Here is a 19,328-nt window from a genome sequence, read left to right as displayed (position 1 = left end):
AGCGGAGCAAGCACAGACGTGGCGGCAGGGGGCCGTCACCGCACACGAGGGGGCATACCCGTCATGGGGAACACACAGGTGCGGGGGCTGGCCGCCCGCGCCGGCGGCTGGAGCGCCCGGCACCGCTGGGCGGCCGTCGGCATATGGGTGCTGTTCGTAGTCCTGGCGATGGGACTGGGCTCGGCGGCGGGCCGGGTCGATGTGGACGAGAGCGACCAGCTCAAGGGCGAGACCCACACCGCGGCACGGATCATCGAGGACGCGGGGATCAAGGAGCCGGCCGCGGAGACCGTCCTGATCCAGTCGAAGGGCGGCGCCGTCAAGGCCACGAGCGGCGAGTTCCGGGCCGCCGTCGCCGCTGTCGTCGAGGCCGTCGACGGCACCGGGAAGGTCACCGACGTGACCTCGCCGTACGACACGCACACCATCTCCCGGGACGGCCGCAGCGCGCTGGTGCAGTTCGACCTGCGCGGCGACGCGGAGACGGCCGCCGACCGGATCGAGCCGGTGCTGAACGCCGTCGCCGGGGTGCAGAAGGAGCACGGCGGCCTGCGGATCGAGGAGATCGGCGCCGCCAGTATGCAGAAGCAGTACAAGGACGCCTTCGGGGACGACTTCCAGAAGGCGGAGTACTCGGCCGTGCCGGTCGCCCTCGGCATCCTGCTGATCGCCTTCGGAGCGCTGGTGGCCGCGCTGCTGCCGGTGGCCCTCGCGATCACCGCGATCATGGCGACGATGGGCCTGATGGGGCTCGTCAGCCATCTGCAGCCGATGAGCGACACCGCCAACTCCGTGATGCTGCTGGTCGGTATGGCCGTCGGCGTCGACTACTGCCTGTTCTACCTCCGCCGCGAGCGCGAGGAGCGGGCGGCCGGGCGGGACGCGGGAACCGCGCTCAGGATCGCCGCCGCCACCAGTGGCCGGGCGATCGTCGTCTCCGGCGTCACCGTGTGCGTGGCGATGGCGGGCATGCTGTTCACCGGGCTCGCCGAGTTCGAGGCGATGGGCCTGGCCTCACTGATGGTGGTCGCGGTCGCGATGGTCGGCTCGGTGACGGTGCTGCCCGCGCTGCTGTCGCTGCTCGGCGAGCGGGTCGAGAAGGGCCGGATCCCGTTCCTGCGGCGCCGGCGCCGGCAGCACGGCGGCGACGAGAGCCGGTTCTGGACGGCCGTTCTGCGGGGTGTGCTGGCCAAGCCGCTGGTCTCGGTCGTCGTCGCGGCCGGCGCGCTGCTGGCGGTCGCCGCTCCCGCGCTCGGCATGAAGACCCAGCAGCTCACCCTGGACCAGGAGTTCGGTGACTCGCTGCCGATGGTGCAGACGTACGACCGCGTCAACGACGCCTTCCCGGGCGGCAGCGAACCGGCCCAGGTCGTCGTCAGGGCCAAGGACATCAACGCCCCCGACGTACGCCAGGCACTGGCCGACTTCAAGAAGGAGGCCATCGCCTCGGGCGCCTCGCGCGGACCGGTCGACATCAAGCTGCACGACGCGCAGAACGTGGCGCTGGTCTCCGTGCCGCTGGTCGGCGGCAGCGACATGGACAAGGCCACGGAGAGCCTTGAGAAGCTGCGCGACGAGGTGCGGCCCGCCACGCTGGGCAAGGTCGACGGCGTGCAGGCGCCGGTCACGGGACAGGTCGCGGGCAACCACGACTTCAACGACCAGCTGATGGGCTCGGTCGTCCCGGTCTTCGCGTTCGTGGTCGTCTTCGCCTTCCTCCTGATGCTGCTGTCGTTCCGCTCGCTGACCATCGCGATCACGTCGATCGTGCTCAACCTGCTGTCGGTGGCGGCCGCCTACGGCATCCTCGTCGCCGTCTTCCAGCACGGCTGGGGTGCCTCGCTGGTGGGCGCGGAGGGTGTCGGCGCGATCGTGACCTGGCTGCCGCTGTTCCTCTTCGTGATCCTGTTCGGGCTGTCCATGGACTACCACGTGTTCGTGGTCTCCCGGATCCGCGAGGCCCGGCTGCGCGGCCGCGACACCAAGGACGCGATCCGGCACGGCGTGGTCACCACGGCCGGCGTCGTCACCAGCGCCGCGGTCATCATGGTCGCGGTGTTCGCGATCTTCGGCACGCTGTCCATGCAGTCCATGAAGCAGATGGGCGTGGGCCTGGCGGCGGCCGTCCTCATCGACGCCACGATCATCCGCGGGGTGCTGCTGCCGGCGGTGATGGCGCTGCTCGGCGAGCGCAACTGGTACCTGCCCAGGTGGCTTCACCGGCTGCCGGACCTCACCCATGACGAGGCGCCCGAGGCGATCGCGCGGCCCGTGCCCGAGGAGGGTGAGCGGCTGACGGTCTGATTCCGCCCGTCCGCACCAGGGCCCGTCGGTTCTCCCGGGAACCGGCGGGCCCTGTTCCGTCCTCTGACCATGCGAACCGGGTACGTCAGTCGTCACGGGGGAGGACCACATGGACAGGCGGAATCTGCTGAGGGGCGCGCTGGCCGTGCCGGCGGCCGGGCTGCTGACCGCGGCACCCGCGCAGGCGAGCGCGGCACCGGGGCGCGCGGCGGCGCCCGCGCCGTTCGACGTGCTCATCGGGGACGTCGGCTCCGGGAAGATCTATCTCTTCGACCGCAACAAGCCCTTCACCGACGCCCACATCAAGTGGCAGCTGAACCCGGCGGGTTCGGGCCACCCGATGGAGCACCGCTTCCGCGACACCGACGGTGACGGGCAGGTCCTGCTCGCGGTCACCGGTACCCCGAGCAGCGGGACCGCGAGCATCTACCGGCGCCGCGACAAGAAACTGCTGTGGTCCGCGGACGTCCCCAACTACCCGCACGCCATCGAGCGGGCCCGCGGCACCGGCGTGGTCGTCGTCGCGGGCCGCAGCAAGGGTTCCGGCGGCGGCACGGCCAAGGGCGGCAGCCTGCATGTGTTCCGGCCCACCGGCGGCCACAGCGGCTCGCTGGTCCGGGCGGGCGCGCCGGTCCCGTTCTTCCAGGCGCACGGGCTGCTGTGGGACCCGCAGCTGGAGCGGATGTGGGCGGCCGGCGGCTCGGTGCTGACGGCGTACCGGATCGTGACGACGGCGAACTCGGCCAAGCTGGTGGAGGACGGCGGACGCCGGCTCACCGGCTTCCACCACCCGCATGATCTGCAGCCGGACTTCCAGCGCCCCGGCCGGCTGCTGGTCACCGACACCAACGGCGTGTACGCGGTCGACAAGTCAACCATGAAGCGGACCACGCTGCACTCCCGCAAGCTGGTGAAGTCGTACGTGCGCCACTCCTCCGGCGAGCAGATGTGGACCGCCGCGGTACCGGGCGGCAACGCCTTCGGGACCAAGTACGTGCACTTCAACGTGAGCGGTGTGGCCAGAGCCCGGGAGGGCGCGGTCATCTACAAGGCACGGCTCGCCACGACGGCGTACCTCTGACCGCTCACTGCCCCCGGCGGTCCGCGGGCAGTTCGGCCTCGATGAGGTCCGCCGCCCGCCGGGTACCGCCCTCCCGGGCCGTCTCCGCCTGGATCTCCTTCAGGCGCCGGGCGACCTCGGGGTCGTCCACCAGCGCGAGGGCGGCCTCGCGGAGGCGCTCGGCGGTGGCCTCCTCGGTGGACAGCTGCCGGGCGACGCCGAGCGCCTGGAGCATGTCGGCGTTGCCGAACTGGTCGACGGCCTGCGGTACGGCGATCATCGGCGTGGCGGTGGCCAGCCCTTCCTGGCTGCCGCCGGCGCCCGCGTGCGTGACGAACAGGTCGGCCTGCCGCAGGATCGCCAGCTGGGGGACCCAGCCGTGCACTTCCACGCCGGCCGGCAGGTCCCCCAGCTCGGCGGGGTCCATGTGCCGGCCGACCTGGAGGACCAGGTGCCAGCCGGGCAGGTCCCCGAAGGCGCGCGCGCACGCACGGTAGAAGGCGGGCTGCTTGGTGAAGGCCGAGCCGAGGGACACCAGGACGACCTTCTCGGCACCGGCGGGCCGCTGCCACTCGCCCTCCTCGGTCCGGTCGCCCTGGCAGGCGCCGACGAAGGTGTGGACGCGCTCGTCGACCCGGTCGGCGTGCGGCTGGAGAGCCTTGGGGATGAGCACCAGCGAGCGCGCCGGGCGGCCGGCGAACGGGTCCGGGTGCTGGGTGATCCCGTTCTCCGCCAGCCAGGACTCGAACTTGGCGTAGTAGGCCTGCCCGCGTGCGGTCTTCCTCGGCTCGGCCCACATCGGCTCGGCGACCTCCTCCTCGTAGCCCTCCCAGGCGACGAGGTTCGGGGACAGGGAGATCGCCGGGACGCCCCAGCGGTGGGCGAGGACGCGGGCCGGGTAGGAGGCGATGTCGTGCAGGACGAGGTCGGGCTCGTCACCGGCATAGGCCTCGATCAACTGCGGGAGCGCCTGGATCGCGTCGTCCAGGAACGGCTCCACGTTGTCCAGCAGGGTGCTCCCCCAGGCCTCGGGGTCGGCGTCGGGACCGGGCAGCGTGGAGGTGTAGGGCACCGGCCGGGCGCCGGTGGCGGCCACCTTGTCGGCGAACGCGGGCGGGATGGCGTAGGTGACCCGGTGTCCCCGGGCGACGAGTTCACGGATCACCTCCAGGCTGGGGTTCACATGGCCGTGGGCGGCGATGGAGAACATGGCGATGTGGGCGGGTGCGGTCGTGGATTCGGGCATGAGGACGAGGGTAGACAAGACGATACGTCTCGTCTAATTGATTTTCCGGGCCGCCTTCCGTGCTGTCTTCCGGCCGCCCTCCGTGCCGGGCGACGTGTCCACGGTCGGTCCGGGACCGCTCAGCGCTGGTAGCGGGCCAGCACGAGGTTGCCGTCCCGCTGCAGGCGGCCGCGCAGTTCGTCGAGGCCGATCGCGCCGCTGTAGTACGACTGGTAGGCCGGGGTGGCCACCTTGTCCTTCCATTCCGGGTAGCCGCGGACGGACTGCGCGGGCGCGGGGCGGAGCCGGGCCGCCAGGGCGGTGCCGGTGGCCCAGCCGTTCTCCGTGGTGTGCAGGGCCGGGTCCTTCAGCGCCTGGGTGCCGGTGGGCAGCATCCAGTCGCCGAGCGCGAGGCGGACCATGTTCTTCGGCCGCAGCAGGAAGTCGATGAAGGCGGCCGCCTCCTTCTTGTGCGGGCAGTCGGCGGAGACGGACAGGGTCTGCGGGCTGACGCCCTGGGTGAGCCCGTCGGCACCCGCCGGGGCGGGCAGCACCTCCCAGCGGAAGCCCTCGGGGGCCTGCTGCACGATCTGCTGGCGGTAGGAGAAGCCCAGCGGGACCATCGCGTACCGGCCGCCGAAGAAGCCCGGCAGCGTGTCCGAACCGCCGCTGCCGAGCGTCGATGCGGGCGCGCTGTGGTCGAGGGTGACCTGGTCGTGGATGGTGCGGGGCACCACCGCGTCCCCGGCGGTGAAGCGCACGGAGACCTTGCCGTCCGCGCCCCGGTGGAAGAGCCGGCCGCCCGCCGACAGGGACAGGTTGAGCGTGGCGGAGACGGGTTCCTTGAGCGGCCAGGCCACGCCGTACTTCCCGGGCCCGCTGAGCCTCTTGGCGACCTGCCGGAACTCCGTCCAGCTCCAGGGGCGTTCGGGCGTCGGTATGCGCACCTTCGCCGCGCGCAGCCGGGTGGCGTCGGCGATCAGCACCCGGGGTTCCTGGAGGAAGGGCACGCCGTAGACGCCGTGCCCGAAGGTGACCGTGTCCCAGCTGCTCCGCGGGATGTCGGAGGTGAGCCGGGCGGGCAGCAGGCCGGTCAGGTCGGCGAGGTAGCCGCCGTAGGCGAAGTCGGCCAGATCGTCGGAGGCGTCGTGGATGACGTCCGGGGCCTCGCCGCCCTCGAAGGAGGTGAGCAGCTGGTCGTGCACGCTGTCCCAACTGCCCTGGAAGTATTCGACCTTGATGTCCGGGTGGGTCGCGTTCCACTCCTCCACCAGGTCCTTGTTGGCGGCGACGGACTCCTGCTGCCAGGCGAGGGACTGGAAGCGCAGGGTGATCGGGCCGTCGTCCGCGCGACCTCCCGAGGAACAGCCCGCGAGGAGGAGCAGGAGTGCGACGAGTGCGGTGGCGGCTCTGGTCCGCATCAGCTCTTCACCGCCCCGGCGAGCAGGCCGCTCGTGATCCGTCGCTGGACGAGCGCGAAGACGGCCACGGAGGGCAGGGTGGCCAGGAAGGCGGCCGCGGCGAGCGGGCCGAGGTCGGCCACGCCCTCCGCGCCGATGAAGTGGGTGAGGACGACCGGAAGGGTCTGTTTCCCGGGGCTCTTGAGCAGCACCAGCGCGAAGAAGAACTCGTTCCACGCCGTGACGAACGCGAACAGCGCCGTCGCCGCGATCCCCGGCGCGAGCAGCGGCGCCGTCACCGACACCAGGATCCGCAGGCGCCCGGCCCCGTCGACGGCCGCGGCCTCCTCCAGTTCGGCGGGCACCGCCCGGACGTGGCCGGCGAGCATCCACAGCGCGAACGGCAGGGCCCACACCACGTAGACCAGCACCAGCCCGGTCAGGGTGTCGATCAGCCGGAGGTTCTTCAGCACCAGGAACAGCGGGATGATCACCAGCACGAAGGGGAACGCCTGGCTGACCACCACCCACCCCGTGGCGGCCCGGGCGAGCCGGGTGCGCCGGCGGGCCATGACGTACGCCATCGGGGTCGCGACGAGGACGGCGATCACGGCGGTGCCGAGCGCCACCAGCAGGGAGTTGAGGGCGGCGTGCGCCAGCGGCTGCTCGGCGAAGGCCTGCCGGACGTTGGCCAGGGTGGGGTGGCGCGGGATCCAGGTGGGATGGAGGCTGCCCAGCTCACGCGGGGACTTGAGCGCGGTGGACAGCAGCCACAGGAACGGGAAGGCCAGGAAGGCGAGGTAGGCGAGCAGGGCCGCGTACTGGCCCGTGCGTGCCGCGGGGCGGGCCCTCACGCGTCCTCACCTCCCCGCAGCCGCCCGGCCAGGAACACCGCGAGCAGGATCGAGATCACCGCGACCATCACACACCCCATCGCCGCCGCGTAGCCGAACTGGCCGTAGCGGAAGGCCTCTTCGTAGGCGAACAGCATGGGCAGCCGGGTCTTCCCGCCGGGCCCGCCGCTCGTGAGCACGTACACCAGGGCGAAGGAGTTGAAGTTCCAGATCAGATTGAGGGCGGTGATGGCGAGGGCCACCGGTCTGAGTGCGGGCCAGGTGACGGTGCGGAACCGGCGCCAGGGGCCGGCGCCGTCCACGGCTGCCGCCTCGTGCAGTTCGCGGGGGGTGTTCTGCAACCCGGCGAGCAGGGCGACCGTGGTCTGCGGCATGCCCGCCCAGACGCCGACGACGATGACGGCGGGCAGCGCGGTGGCCAGTCCGCTCAGCCAGTCCCGGCCGTCCCCGAGACCGAGGTCGCGCAGGGTCTCGTTGAGCACGCCCGCGTCCGGGTTGTAGACGAGGCGCCACATGATGCCGACGACGACCTCGGGCATGGCCCACGGGACGATCGCGAGGGCGCGGGCCAGCCAGCGCAGGCGCAGGTCCTGGTCGAGCAGGAGGGCGAGGCCCAGTGCCAGCAGGAACTGCGGCACGGTGACGCCGACCGCCCAGACGAGTCCGATCCGGAACGACTCCCAGAACAGCGTGTCGTGCAGCAGGTCCCGGAAGTTGAGGGCGCCGATCCACCGGGTGGCGGCCGTCCGGCCGGACTGGGCGTCGGTGAAGGCGAGCAGGATGCCGTAGAGCAGGGGGCCGACGCTGAGCACGAGGATCGGAATGAGGGCGGGCAGGACCAGGAACCAGGCGCCGTGGTCGGTGCCACGACGGCCGGCGGGCCGCCGCGCCGTTTCCGGTGGTGTCCGTGCTTCGGCCACTGCTGTCACGGAATCAGCCCCTTTGCCTCTCCGGTTGGCGTGTTCATGGTCGTAAAGGCCTCGTGCCTCGTCAAGGTGCCGCGCACACCGGCCGACCTGTGGGAATGCGAGACTGACCGGGAACGGCACGGCAGGACGGCACGGAGGCACGACGATGGACGAGGCACGGGCGCGGGACGTACTGGCCGCGGCGGGAGTGCTGCCGGGGCCGGCCGGGGACGCTCGGCTCCTCGCCCTCGGCGAGAACGCGGTGTTCGCCGCCGGTGACCTGGTGGTGAAGGTGGGCCGTGACGCCGAGCTGCTGGAGCGGGCCCGGCGCGAGCTGGACATCGCCGGCTGGCTGGCCGAGGCGGGCGTGCCGGCGGTGCGGGCGGCGGAACCGAAGCCGCGGCTGGTGGAGGGGCACCCGGTGACCGTGTGGCACCGGCTGCCCGATCCGGTACGACCGGCCGAACCGGCGGACCTGGCGCGGTTGCTGCGGATCGTGCACGCCCTGCCCGCCGCTCCCTTCGGGTTGCCGCCGCGCGAGCTGCTGGGCGGCGTGGAGCGCTGGCTGCGGCTCGCGGGCGACGCGATCGACCCGGCGGACGCGGCCTACCTCCGGGAGCGCCGGGACGGCTTCGCGGCGGCCGCGGCGGCCCTGACGCCGCGTCTGGCGCCGGGGCCGATCCACGGCGACGCGCTGCCCCGCAACGTGCACATCGGGCCGGACGGCCCGGTCCTGGTCGACCTGGAGACCTTCTCCGCCGATCTGCGCGAGCACGACCTGGTGGTCATGGCCCTCTCCCGCGACCGGTACGGGCTGCCGGCCGAGGCGTACGACTCCTTCACCGCGGCGTACGGGTGGGATGTGCGGGAGTGGGAGGGCTGTGCGGTGCTGCGGGGCGCCCGGGAGACGGCCAGCTGTGCGTGGGTGGCCCAGCACGCGCCGTCGAACCCCAAGGCACTGGCCGAGTTCCGGCGACGGGTGGCTTCACTGCGGGACGGGGACGAGACGGTGCGGTGGTATCCGTTCTGAGCCCGTACCGGCCTGCTCAGACCCGCTCGTCCGCCAACTCCCGCAGCGGCCAGGCCCCGTCCACCACCGCCTGAGCGTCCCCCTTGCGGCGCAGGAAGCCCTGGAAGTCCGCCGCCCACTCCGCATACCACTGGATCTGGCGGTGGTGGAGTTCCGCGGCGCCCAGGGAGGCGACCTTCGGGTGGCGGTCGGCTATCGCCGAGGCCAGGCGGGCCGCGGCGAGGGCGTCCGCCGAGGCGTTGTGGGCCGCGTCGAGGACTATGCCGTACTCGGCGCAGACCGCTTCCAGGTTCCGCTTGCCGCGGCGGTAGCGGTCGACCCGGCGGTCGATGGTGTAGGGGTCTATGACCGGGGCGGGGGCGCCGCCCAGCCGGTCGGAGAGGGACGGCAGGGCGTGCCGCCGCAGTTCCGCGGAGAGCAGGGTGAGGTCGAAGGCCGCGTTGTAGGCGACGACCGGGACACCCGTCCTCCAGTAGCCGGCCAGGACGTCCGCGATGGCTTCGGCGACCTGGTCGGCGGGACGGCCCTCGGCCGCCGCGCGTTCATTGGTGATGCCGTGGACCGCGACCGCGTCGGCCGGGATCTCCACGCCCGGATCGGCCAGCCATTCCCGGTGTCCCACGGGCTCGCCGGCCCTGACCTCGATCACCGCACCCGTGACGATGCGCGCCTGGCGCGGATCGGTCCCGGTCGTCTCCAGGTCGAAGCCGATCAGCAGCTCCCGGTGCCAGCCCATGGGCGGCCCCCCTTCTTGGTGGTGCTTTCCCCCAGTGACCTCCACCATCGCACGCGGCACTGACAGTCCGAGGACCGCGTTCCGCTTGCTCTCACGGACAGTTCAGGACACCGGGCGCGAATCCGCCCAGGCCAGCTCGAATTCCTCGCGATATATCGGGAAGAGTCCGGCTTCTACCATGTCGTCCGACTTGACCAGCCTGCTGCCGTTGCGCAGCACCAGCACCGGCGACTCCATCCCCCGCGCCCCGCGCAGATAGGACTGCACCACGGCGATGCCGTCGGCGCCGTCGCCGTCCACGAGATAGGCGGTGAAGCGGGGCGTCTCGTCGTACACCTGGATCTCGAAGGCGCCCGGGTCGCGCAGCCGGGACCGCACCCGGCGCATGTGCAGGATGTTCATCTCGACGGACCGGCTCAGTTCGCCCCGTTTCATCCCGAGTTCCCGCTCGCGGCGCTTGACCGAGCTGGAGGCCGGGTTGAGGAAGAGCAGCCGCACCCGGCAGCCGTCCTCGGCCAGCCGCACCAGTCGGCGCCCGGAGAAGTTCTGCACCAGCAGGTTGAGCCCGATGCCGGTGGCGTCGAGCCGTCGGGCGCTGCCGAAGATGTCCTCGGCCGGGAACTGGCGCATGAGCCGCACCCGGTCGGGGTGGACGGCGACGACGTCGGCGTACCGGTCGCCGACCAGGTCCTCGACCGCGTCCACGGGCAGCCGGCGCGCCGAGGGCACGTCACCGCCCGCGCCGAGCGTCTCCAGCAGCCGGGCCGAGGCCCGCTCGGCCTGGCTCAGCACCGCCTCGGACAGGGCCCGGTTGCGGGAGACGACGTTGCGGGTCACCTCCAGCTCGTCCAGCGCGAGTTCGAGGTCCCGGCGCTCGTCGAAGTACGGCTCGAAGCAGGGCCAGTGCTGCACCATCAGCTCGCGCAGCTGGGGCAGCGTGAGGAAGCTGAGCACGTTGTCGTCGGCCGGGTCGAGCAAGTAGCCCTTGCGGCGGCTGACTTCGCGGACGGCGACCGCCCGCTGCACCCACTCCTGCCCGGCGGGCCCGGCCGCGGCCACCACCCACTCGTCGCCGTGGACGGGTTCGTAGATGGGGCGCAGCACGGCGGCCACGACCGCGCGCAGTCGCTGCTCGACGAGGTTCAGCCAGATGTAGGCCCGGCCGGCCCGCTGGGCGCGGGTGCGCACCTCGCGCCAGGCGTCGGCGTCCCAGTCCAGCTCCGGACCGATGGACCCGGCGTCCATCGGTCGGGCCAGGGACACCGCGCCGGGCGGGACGTCTGTGGAGTTCCCCTCGTGACCCTCGTCACCAGGGGGCAGCTCCAGCCCTCCCGAGCCCACCCGTGCACCGCCTTCCGCCACCCCGGGCCTTCCCCGTCTCAACGATCAAGGAAGGGTACTCCGCGAGCGGTCGGCGGTGCAGCCGGATGGACAGGTCGGTTTCTCCACCGGTTTTCTCAACTACGCCATTCCCAATGGCCGTTCTGCCACGCAAGGTCACTCGGAGTGAGCGGATTCATAGCCGTGACGTCCCGCGGGGCGATGGCGAAGCCCTGCCAGTGCACGGGCATGGGCTGCTGGTCCTCGTCCCGCGCGATGTGGTGGAAGCCGACGTTCATCCAGACCACCGGGTGGGTGAGGGTCTGGCCGTCGACCCACTTGTCGACGGACTTGGGGTGGTCACGCGCGCACTTCGGATTGTTGCTGGCGAACAGCTCGCACTTGTTGTACTCGGTGACGTACATGTCGTGCTTGGTGAAGCTGCGGCCGGGGTACCGGGTGGTGGGCCCGGGGACGATCTCGTACGAACGGGCGTGCCCGTCCTTGTTCTTGCCGGTCGCGCTGACCACCCGCCACCAGCGGTAGGTCTTGTGGTCGCCGGCGAGTTCCTTGGTGATCTTGGTGCGGGTGGTTCTGGTGGTCGGGCCCTCCTGCCGGCCGGCGGGCGGGCTGACGGCCGAGTCGTACTGCTCGACCTTCGACTTCGAGGAGCCGTCGAGGCCGAAGTCCAGCCGCCAGAAGACGTTGTGGCTGTGGCTGGTGGAGTAGTCCTTGGCCCCCTTGCCGATGGGCCAGCCGCGTCCGTCGTGGGCGTTGTAGTCGTCCCAGGAGAGACTGCCGGTCGCGCCGACGTTCATGCCGACGGTGCCGTCGTCCTGGAAGCGCCACTCGGTGATGTACTCGTACCAGCCGACCTGGTTGACGGTGTAGACGAGGAAGTCCTTGCCCTGGGCCTGGTAGAGCTTGTTCGTGTTGAAGGTGTCCTGCATGCGGTAGGCGTGACCGCGCGAGCGGGTGGTGGTGCACAGGCCCTTGACGTTCGGGTGCGCCGGGTCGATGGCGTCGGGGACCTTGACCGTCTTGATGGTGCCGCCGGGGCATTCGCCGGGCGCCAGGTTCATCAGCCCCTGTGCGAAGTTCTCGCCCGTCAGATCGTCGTACTCGTGTTTCCCGTCGTCGTAGGGGACGTGGATCTGGCCGAGTCTGGCGCTGTTGAGGACCTTGATCGGCTTGGACTCGCCCTTGGGCTGGTAGGAGATCTGCTCCAGGACGAGTCCGGCCTTGCTGTCGTAGCGCCAGCACATGCGCCAGGTGGTGCCGCTGGAGAGCTTCTGCTCGATCCGGTGGGCGGCGCTGCAGTCGGCGGCGGCCGCGGCGGCCCTGCGCGGCTGGGCGGCGGCCGGCCCCGCGGCGGTCGTCGCGCCGGCGGCCAGCGCGGCCAGGGCCAGTGCGACGGCCGCTCCCTTGCGGGCACGGCTGATTGCGTACTCGGGCATGACTGGGTGGCTCCCTTGCAGGAGGTACGGGTATGAAGGGCGGGCGGAGCCCGGTCAGGCGCGGTCGAGGGCCGCGACCTTGCGGGCGCTCAGGTCGATCACCAGAGACCTGGTGTCGATCCACGGCCCGTTCCTGACCTTGGTGAACAGCCGCACGCAGCGGTGCGTGCCGCACCGGTCGAGCACGGCGGGCTGGGCGCCCGGAGCGGCCCGGTAGACGCCGCCGCTCAGCAGCAGCTGGTCCGGGGAGGTCAGCTCCTTGCCGACGGCGTCCTTGTAGTCCGCCTTCAGGCCCGCCCCCAGCGGGTCGGCGAGGAGGATCCTGGCCGCCTCGGCGTTCTCGGCACGGCTCAGCGGCGGCTGGACGCCCCGCTGGCTGCCGGTGGCCTCGACCTTGTCCGTGTCCAGGTTCACGGTCCTGGTGACGAGCGTGTCGTTCCGGTAGTCGTAGAAGGTCACGTCCGCCCGCCGGGGCGCGCCCGGATCGTCCGCCTCGTCGGCCTCGGGTTCGGCGAGGTCGACGCTCAGGCGCTGTGGCCCGCGGTCCCCGTCGACGTCCTCACCCGTGCTCAGCAGCTGCGGGTTCAGGGCGAGCTTCTCGACGCGCCGGATCTCGTCGTCGGTCAGCGGGTCCCGGCCGGTGCCCTTCCGCCCTTCGGCGGGCGCCTGCTCGACGACACCCGGCGGGGCGGCGTCCTGGCCCTGACCGGCCTGCTGAACGGCCCGCGTCCCCCCGCCTCTCGTCCCTCCCGACTCGTCCGCCCCCGCCGTGCCCGGCAGGGTGACCGCGACCATCGCGGCGGTCCCCACCGCCGCGACGGCCGCGCCGGCCATCACTTTTCCCAGATGGCGGTGCACTGTCTCGCGCACGTCTTCCCCCTACTCCCCGTGGTCTCCGGGAGTATGTGTGCCCCACTGGTTCGGCACACGGCGGGTACAAGACCCGTCGTGTGCGCTGGTCGGTGGGTAAGAGGGACGTAAGTCACGGGAGGTTCCCTCACTTTTGTCAAGACTCGGAAGTCAACGCGGCCCCAGGGGGGCGGCACACCTGGGAGAGTCGTATCCATGCAGGTCTGGCCTGGAGAGGCGTATCCGCTCGGCGCCACCTATGACGGTGCCGGGACCAACTTCGCGGTCTTCACGGAGGCCGCGGACCGAGTGGAGCTGTGTCTGCTGCACGACGACGGCTCCGAGACGGCGGTGGAACTGCGCGAGAGCGACGCGTTCGTCCGGCACGCGTACGTGCCGGGCGTGATGCCGGGACAGCGGTACGGGTTCCGGGTGCACGGCCCGTACGACCCCGGGCGCGGGCAGCGCTGCAACTCGGCGAAGCTGCTGCTCGACCCGTACGCGAAGGCGATCGGCGGGGCCGTCCGGTGGGGCGAGGAGGTGTACGGCTACCACTTCGGCGCGCCCGATCGCCGCAACGATCTGGATTCGGCGCCGCACACCATGTCCTCGGTGGTGATCAACCCGTACTTCGACTGGGGCGACGACCGGCCGCCGCGCACCGAGTACCACCACACGGTGATCTACGAGGCGCACGTCAAGGGCCTGACGATGCGGCACCCGGGACTGCCCGAGGAACTGCGCGGCACGTACGCGGCGCTCGCCCATCCGGCGATCATCGAACACCTGACCAAGCTCGGGGTGACGGCCCTGGAGCTGATGCCCGTCCACCAGTTCGTGAACGACCACCGGCTGGTCGACATGGGCCTGAACAACTACTGGGGCTACAACACGATCGGCTTCTTCGCCCCGCACAACGCGTACGCCTCCTGGGGCGACCGCGGCCAGCAGGTCCTGGAGTTCAAGTCGGCGGTCCGGGCGCTGCACGAGGCCGGGATCGAGGTGATCCTGGACGTCGTCTACAACCACACGGCCGAGGGCAACCATCTGGGCCCGACACTGTCCTTCAAGGGCATCGACAACCCCTCGTACTACCGCCTCGCGGACGACCCCCGCTACTACATGGACACCACGGGCACCGGGAACTCGCTGCTCATGCGGTCCCCGCACGTGCTCCAGCTGATCATGGACTCGCTGCGGTACTGGGTCACCGACATGCACGTCGACGGGTTCCGCTTCGACCTCGCGGCCACCCTGGCCCGGCAGTTCCACGAGGTGGACCGCCTGTCGTCGTTCTTCGACCTGGTGCAGCAGGATCCCGTGGTCTCCCAGGTGAAGCTGATCGCCGAGCCATGGGACGTGGGCGAGGGCGGCTACCAGGTGGGCAACTTCCCGCCGCTGTGGACGGAGTGGAACGGCAAGTACCGCGACACGGTGCGGGACCTGTGGCGGGGCGAGCCGCGGGCGCTCGCGGAGTTCGCCTCCCGGCTGACCGGCTCCTCCGACCTCTACCAGGACGACGGCCGCCGCCCGCTCGCCTCCATCAACTTCGTCACCTGCCACGACGGGTTCACCCTGCACGACCTCGTCTCGTACAACGACAAGCACAACACGGCCAACGGCGAGGACAACCGGGACGGGGAGAGCCACAACCGGTCCTGGAACTGCGGAGCCGAGGGCGAGACCGACGACCCGGACGTGCTCCGGCTGCGCGCCCGCCAGATGCGGAACTTCATCGCCACGCTGATGCTGTCCCAGGGCGTGCCGATGATCAGTCACGGTGACGAGTTCGCCCGCACCCAGCGCGGCAACAACAACGCCTACTGCCAGGACAACGAGCTGTCCTGGGTACGGTGGCCCGAGGACGACAGGGATCTGCTGGAGTTCACGCGCGCGATGGTGTGGCTGCGCCGGGACCATCCGGTCCTGCGCCGGCGCCGCTTCTTCCACGGCCGTCCGGTGGAGGGCACCCACGACGAGCTGTCGGACATCGCCTGGTTCACGCCCGAGGGCCGCGAGATGACGCAACGGGACTGGGATTCGGCGCGGGCGTCCGCGCTGACGGTGTTCCTCAACGGCAACGCCATCTCCGAGCCGGGCTCGCGCGGGGAGCGCATCACCGACGACTCCTTCCTGCTGATGTTCAACGCCTCCCCCGGCCCGCTGGACTTCCTGGTGCCGGTCGACCACGGCCGGCAGTGGCAGGTGGTCGTCGACACGGCCCGCCCGGAGGGCGTCCCGTCCGGGACCGGCGCGAAGGTCACCGCGGGCGACCACCTCACCCTGCCGGACCGCAGCCTGACGGTGCTGCAGCGGCCGGCCTAGGTGGATCGACCCGGGACGTCGTCGACGCGGCTGATCGGTGGGTGACCGGCTTTCGCCGGGCGCGAAGGCGCCGCCGCAGAGGCCGGCCAGGAGGGACGCGCCTGCCAGGGCGTACGCCGGACGGGCGAGGACGGCGGCGGGCCGACGAGCGGCACGGTGGCGCCCGCCGCGGCCCCCGGGAGGGCCAGGACGGCCGTGGGCCGCCCGTGCCGGTCCGCGAGCCGCCCCACCGGCGGACCGCGGGCCACCTGCCCCAGCGCGCGGGCGCGGGCGCGGCCCCGCTCGCCCGTCGTGCCCGTGACGTCCGTCCCCTTTGTTCCCGGCACTCGACGCCAGGTACGCGTGCGTGGGTCCGTTCAGGGATGGATGACACGAAAGACGGCAGTCTGGGTACGTACGTTTCCATGACTTCTGCGCGCCCCGGACCGGAGGTGCCCACGGCCACCTACCGGTTGCAACTCCAGCCCGCGTTCCCGTTCGCCGCCGCCGCGGCGGCCGTACCGTACCTGGCGTCGCTCGGCGTCTCGCACCTGCACCTCTCCCCCGTCCTGGAGGCCGTCCCCGGTTCCACGCACGGCTACGACGTGGTGGACCACGCGCGCGTGCGCGAGGAACTCGGCGGGGAGGAGGGGCTGCGCGCGCTGGCGCGGACCGCGCGGGAGCACGGCCTCGGCCTGGTGCTGGACATCGTGCCGAACCACATGGCCATGGCGCCCCGGCACAACCGCGCCCTGTGGGAGGTGCTGCGCGAGGGGCCCGAGTCGCCGTACGCGCGCTGGTTCGACATCGACTGGCAGGCGCAGGGCGGCCGGATGCTGCTTCCGGTGCTCGGCGGGCCGGTCGCCTCGGAGCTGGGGCACCTCGTGGTCGACGGGGACGTGCTGCGCTACCACGAGCACGCCTTCCCGCTCCGGGCCGGCACCGCGCACCTGCCGCTGCCGAAGCTGCTGGACGCGCAGTGGTACCGCCCGGTGTGGTGGCGGCTGGCCCGGACCGAGCTGAACTACCGGAGGTTCTTCAGCATCTCCGAGCTGATCGGGGTGCGGGTGGAGGACCCGGAGGTGTTCGACGCCACCCACGCCAAGATCCTGCAGCTGCTCGCGGAGGGCGTGGTCGACGGGCTGCGGATCGACCATCCCGACGGGCTCGCCGACCCCGACGGCTACCTCGCGCGGCTGCACGAGGCGACCGGCGGCCGCTGGACGGTCGTGGAGAAGATCCTCACCGACGGCGAGCACCTGCCGGCCGCCTGGCCGGTCGCGGGCACCACCGGCTACGACGCCCTGCGCCACGTCGACGGCCTGTTCACCGACCGGGAGGGCGCCGGTGAACTGCTCGCCGAGTACCGTCGGTTCGCGGCCCCGCAGACCGACCGGGGCGGCAACTGGGAGGCCACGGTGCGGCGGGCCGCCTACAAGGTGCTCACCCACGAGCTGGCCACCGAGACCGACCGGCTGACCCGGCTCGCCGCCCGGCTGTGTGCTTCCTCGCCGGACCTCTCGCTGCGCGACCGTGCCCCGTGGGCGCTGCGCACGGCCCTGGAGGAGCTGCTGGTCCGGATGCGGGTGTACCGGCCGTACGCCTCCGGTGACGTGGCCGCCGTCGTCACGGAGGAGGCCGCCGCGGAGGCCCGGCTGGCCTTCGTGGTGCCCGAGGAGGCCGCGGCGGTGGACGTCGTGCGCCGGCTGCTCGTCGAGACGCCCGGCACCGGCGTCACCGATACCGCCGAGAGCCCCGAGTCCGCCGGTGGCCACGCCGACCGGGTGGAGTTCCGCGCGCGGTTCGCGCAGACCGCCTCGGCGCTGCGCGCCAAGTCGGTGGAGGACACGGCGTTCTACCGCTACGTGCCGCTGCTCTCGGCGACCGAGGTGGGCGGCGACCCGGGCCGTCCGGGGGTGTCGTCGGAGGAGTTCCACACGTACTGCGCGCGTGTGCAGGGCGACTGGCCGGGCACCGGCACGGTCGTCTCCACGCACGACACCAAACGCAGCGCCGACGTCCGCGCGGCACTGGCCGTGCTCACCGAGTGCCCCGGGCGCTGGGCCCAGGTGCTCGCCGAGGTGACCCGGCCCGAGGAGGGCGTACCGGACGGGCAGCTGGCGTGGGCGGCCTGGCAGACGGTGTTCGGACTGGGGCCGGCCGAGGAGGAGCGGGTCCAGGAGGCGCTGCTGAAGCACGTGCGCGAGGCGGGCATGTACACCAGCTGGACGGAGCAGGAGCCGCCGTACGAGGAGGCGGTGGCGGCCTTCGTCTCCGCCGGGCCGTGCGGGCCGCCCGGCGAGCGCGTGGCCGCGTTCCGCAAGACGCTGGAGCCGCACGTCCGGGCCAACGTCCTCGGCACCGCGCTGGTCCATCTGACGATGCCGGGGGTACCCGACGTGTACCAGGGCACGGAGGGCGAGTACCGGGCGCTGGTGGACCCGGACAACCGGCGGCCGGTGTCGTTCCCGCCCGAGGCGCCCGGGGAGAAGGACGCGCTGACCGCGGCGGCGCTGCGGCTGCGCGCCCGGCGGCCCGGCGCCTTCGGCGCGACGGCCGCGTACACGCCGCTGTCCGTCGAGGGCCCGGCGGCGGAGCACTGTGTGGCGTTCGCGCGCTCGAGCGAGGTGGTCACGGCGGTCACCCGGCTGTCGCTGCGGCTCGCGGAGGCGGGCGGCTGGCGGGAGACGCGGCTGCCGCTGCCGCCCGGGCGGTGGGCGGACGTCCTCGTTCCGGGCCGGGAGTTCACCGGCCACGCACGCGTGGCGGACCTTTTCGACCGGTTGCCGGTGGTGCTGCTGGAGCGGGTCGCGGAGGGCCGAGGAGACTGAGACAGGGCTTCGCGGGGCGACGGTGGCTCAGTGGGCCGCCGGGGCGGACGGCAAGCCGTCCGCGTACGGCCCTGAGGCCCCCGGAGCCGGCCAGGTGGCGCGCAGGAGGTCCACGAAGGCCTCGGCGGCCCCGGTGGGCGGCACGCGCGCGTAGACGGCGAGGGGGCGCTTCCAGGCGGGGTCGGGGGTGAGGACGACGCAGTCCTCGCCCACGGCGCCGCGCACGATGTGGGCGGGGGCGGCGCACACGCCGACCCCGGCGGCTGCCATGCGCACGGCCGTCGAGGTGTGCTCGGTCCACACCGCGGTCCGGGGCGTGAAGCCGGCTTCCCCGCAGGCCCAGTCCAGGAAGCGCGCGCCGTGGACGACGGGTTCCATGGCGCAGCGGATCCAGGCGTGGTCGGCGAGTTCCGGCAGCGTCACCGTCGTACGGCCCGCGAGGCGGTCGTCGAACGGCACGACGAGGACGAGTTCCTCCTCGCCGACGGGTATGACGGTGCCGGGCCGGTCGGCGGGCTCGGGGCCGACGGCGAGGTCGGCGGTGCCGCGCAGCACGGCCTCCTCCAGGGCCTCGGCGGTGGCGTACTCGTGCAGGCGGAGCAGGACTCGCGGGTGAGCGGCGCGCCAGCGGGCGAAGACGTCGGGCAGGGCGCCGACCGCGATCGAGTGCAGGGCCGCGACATGCAGTTCGCCGCCCTCCGCGGCGGCGGTGGCACGGGCCGCGCGGCGGGCCTGTGCGGCGCTGCGTACGGCGAGTTCGGCGTGCGGGAGGAAGGCGCGGCCCATGGGGGTGAGGCGCACGCCGCGCGGCAGGCGCTCCAGCAGGGCGCCGCCGACCGACCTCTCCAGCGCCTTGATCTGGTGCGAGAGCGCGGGCTGGGTGACGTGCAGGGCGTCCGCCGCGCGCGTGAAGGACGCCTCGTGGACGACCGTCACGAAGTACTCCATCTGCCGCAGGCTCAACTCTTCGCCCTCCCATAAGGGTCCTGCATGGATTCCACAAGAACATTGCCTTGGACTCATGACAAGGGGCGGACGGAGGGTGGATGC

General features: G+C 72.2%; 13 protein-coding genes and 1 pseudogene. 5 read left to right on the top strand and 9 right to left on the bottom strand.

Going from position 1 to position 19,328, the window contains the following annotated elements; all coding sequences use genetic code 11:
* The first annotated feature begins 63 nt into the window (after nt 1-63).
* Complete coding sequence (locus tag ACZ5CW_RS21310) at nt 64-2,304, top strand: MMPL family transporter (RefSeq protein ID WP_468603575.1); 2,241 nt, start codon at nt 64-66, stop codon at nt 2,302-2,304.
* Nucleotides 2,305-2,413: 109 nt separating this feature from the next.
* Complete coding sequence (locus ACZ5CW_RS21305; protein WP_468603573.1) at nt 2,414-3,385, top strand: hypothetical protein; 972 nt, start codon at nt 2,414-2,416, stop codon at nt 3,383-3,385.
* A gap of 4 nt (nt 3,386-3,389) precedes the next feature.
* Here the strand turns inward: ACZ5CW_RS21305 and mgt are convergent.
* The 4 genes and pseudogenes from mgt to ACZ5CW_RS21285 form a co-directional block, all read right to left on the bottom strand.
* Nucleotides 3,390-4,602: pseudogene (gene mgt / locus ACZ5CW_RS21300) on the bottom strand (macrolide-inactivating glycosyltransferase).
* A gap of 127 nt (nt 4,603-4,729) precedes the next feature.
* Complete coding sequence (locus ACZ5CW_RS21295; protein ID WP_468603571.1) at nt 4,730-6,010, bottom strand: ABC transporter substrate-binding protein; 1,281 nt, start codon at nt 6,008-6,010, stop codon at nt 4,730-4,732.
* A complete protein-coding gene (locus ACZ5CW_RS21290) occupies nt 6,010-6,843 on the bottom strand; it encodes a carbohydrate ABC transporter permease (protein ID WP_468603569.1) in 834 nt (277 codons plus the stop codon). Before ACZ5CW_RS21290 ends, ACZ5CW_RS21295 begins: the two co-directional genes overlap by 1 nt.
* Nucleotides 6,840-7,763, bottom strand: coding sequence for a carbohydrate ABC transporter permease (locus ACZ5CW_RS21285; RefSeq protein WP_468603794.1), 924 nt, complete (start codon nt 7,761-7,763; stop codon nt 6,840-6,842). The genes ACZ5CW_RS21290 and ACZ5CW_RS21285 overlap by 4 nt, the downstream gene beginning before the upstream one ends.
* A gap of 154 nt (nt 7,764-7,917) precedes the next feature.
* On the opposite strand from ACZ5CW_RS21285, the gene ACZ5CW_RS21280 reads away from it, so the two are divergent.
* Nucleotides 7,918-8,781, top strand: a complete 864-nt coding sequence (locus ACZ5CW_RS21280) for a phosphotransferase enzyme family protein (protein ID WP_468603567.1) — start codon at nt 7,918-7,920, stop codon at nt 8,779-8,781.
* Between the two features lie 16 nt (nt 8,782-8,797).
* On the opposite strand, the gene ACZ5CW_RS21275 is transcribed toward ACZ5CW_RS21280, so the two are convergent.
* The 4 genes from ACZ5CW_RS21275 to ACZ5CW_RS21260 form a co-directional block, all read right to left on the bottom strand.
* Nucleotides 8,798-9,517, bottom strand: coding sequence for an exonuclease domain-containing protein (locus tag ACZ5CW_RS21275; protein WP_468603565.1), 720 nt, complete (start codon nt 9,515-9,517; stop codon nt 8,798-8,800).
* A 102-nt stretch (nt 9,518-9,619) separates the two neighbouring features.
* Nucleotides 9,620-10,858, bottom strand: a complete 1,239-nt coding sequence (locus tag ACZ5CW_RS21270; protein ID WP_468603563.1) for an SAV2148 family HEPN domain-containing protein — start codon at nt 10,856-10,858, stop codon at nt 9,620-9,622.
* A gap of 116 nt (nt 10,859-10,974) precedes the next feature.
* Nucleotides 10,975-12,294, bottom strand: a complete 1,320-nt coding sequence (locus tag ACZ5CW_RS21265) for a copper amine oxidase (protein WP_468603561.1) — start codon at nt 12,292-12,294, stop codon at nt 10,975-10,977.
* A gap of 54 nt (nt 12,295-12,348) precedes the next feature.
* On the bottom strand, nt 12,349-13,164 hold the full coding sequence (locus ACZ5CW_RS21260; protein WP_468603559.1) for a Tat pathway signal sequence domain protein: 816 nt from the start codon (nt 13,162-13,164) through the stop codon (nt 12,349-12,351).
* 195 nt (nt 13,165-13,359) lie between these two features.
* On the opposite strand from ACZ5CW_RS21260, the gene glgX reads away from it, so the two are divergent.
* Together glgX and treY are read left to right on the top strand one after the other, a co-directional pair.
* Complete coding sequence (glgX, locus tag ACZ5CW_RS21255; protein ID WP_468603557.1) at nt 13,360-15,468, top strand: glycogen debranching protein GlgX; 2,109 nt, start codon at nt 13,360-13,362, stop codon at nt 15,466-15,468.
* A 404-nt stretch (nt 15,469-15,872) separates the two neighbouring features.
* A complete protein-coding gene (treY, locus tag ACZ5CW_RS21250; protein ID WP_468603555.1) occupies nt 15,873-18,278 on the top strand; it encodes a malto-oligosyltrehalose synthase in 2,406 nt (801 codons plus the stop codon).
* A 27-nt stretch (nt 18,279-18,305) separates the two neighbouring features.
* On the opposite strand, the gene ACZ5CW_RS21245 is transcribed toward treY, so the two are convergent.
* Nucleotides 18,306-19,241: a LysR family transcriptional regulator gene (locus tag ACZ5CW_RS21245; protein WP_468603553.1), complete on the bottom strand. Its 936-nt coding sequence runs from the start codon at nt 19,239-19,241 to the stop codon at nt 18,306-18,308.
* Nucleotides 19,242-19,328: the final 87 nt, after the last annotated feature.

Source organism: Streptomyces sp. NPDC031379, assembly GCF_055569615.1.
The sequence above is the reverse complement of the archived record's forward strand: the minus strand, read 5'-3'. Positions and strand labels throughout refer to the sequence as shown.

Bases quoted from the DNA above. Each gene is read 5' to 3' on its own strand.
- ACZ5CW_RS21310 (WP_468603575.1), top strand. From the start codon at position 64: ATGGGGAACACACAGGTGCGGGGGCTGGCCGCCCGCGCCGGCGGCTGG.
- ACZ5CW_RS21305 (WP_468603573.1), top strand. From the start codon at position 2,414: ATGGACAGGCGGAATCTGCTGAGGGGCGCGCTGGCCGTGCCGGCGGCC.
- ACZ5CW_RS21295 (WP_468603571.1), bottom strand. From the start codon at position 6,010: ATGCGGACCAGAGCCGCCACCGCACTCGTCGCACTCCTGCTCCTCCTC.
- ACZ5CW_RS21280 (WP_468603567.1), top strand. From the start codon at position 7,918: ATGGACGAGGCACGGGCGCGGGACGTACTGGCCGCGGCGGGAGTGCTG.
- ACZ5CW_RS21275 (WP_468603565.1), bottom strand. From the start codon at position 9,517: ATGGGCTGGCACCGGGAGCTGCTGATCGGCTTCGACCTGGAGACGACC.
- ACZ5CW_RS21265 (WP_468603561.1), bottom strand. From the start codon at position 12,294: ATGCCCGAGTACGCAATCAGCCGTGCCCGCAAGGGAGCGGCCGTCGCA.
- glgX (WP_468603557.1), top strand. From the start codon at position 13,360: ATGCAGGTCTGGCCTGGAGAGGCGTATCCGCTCGGCGCCACCTATGAC.
- treY (WP_468603555.1), top strand. From the start codon at position 15,873: ATGACTTCTGCGCGCCCCGGACCGGAGGTGCCCACGGCCACCTACCGG.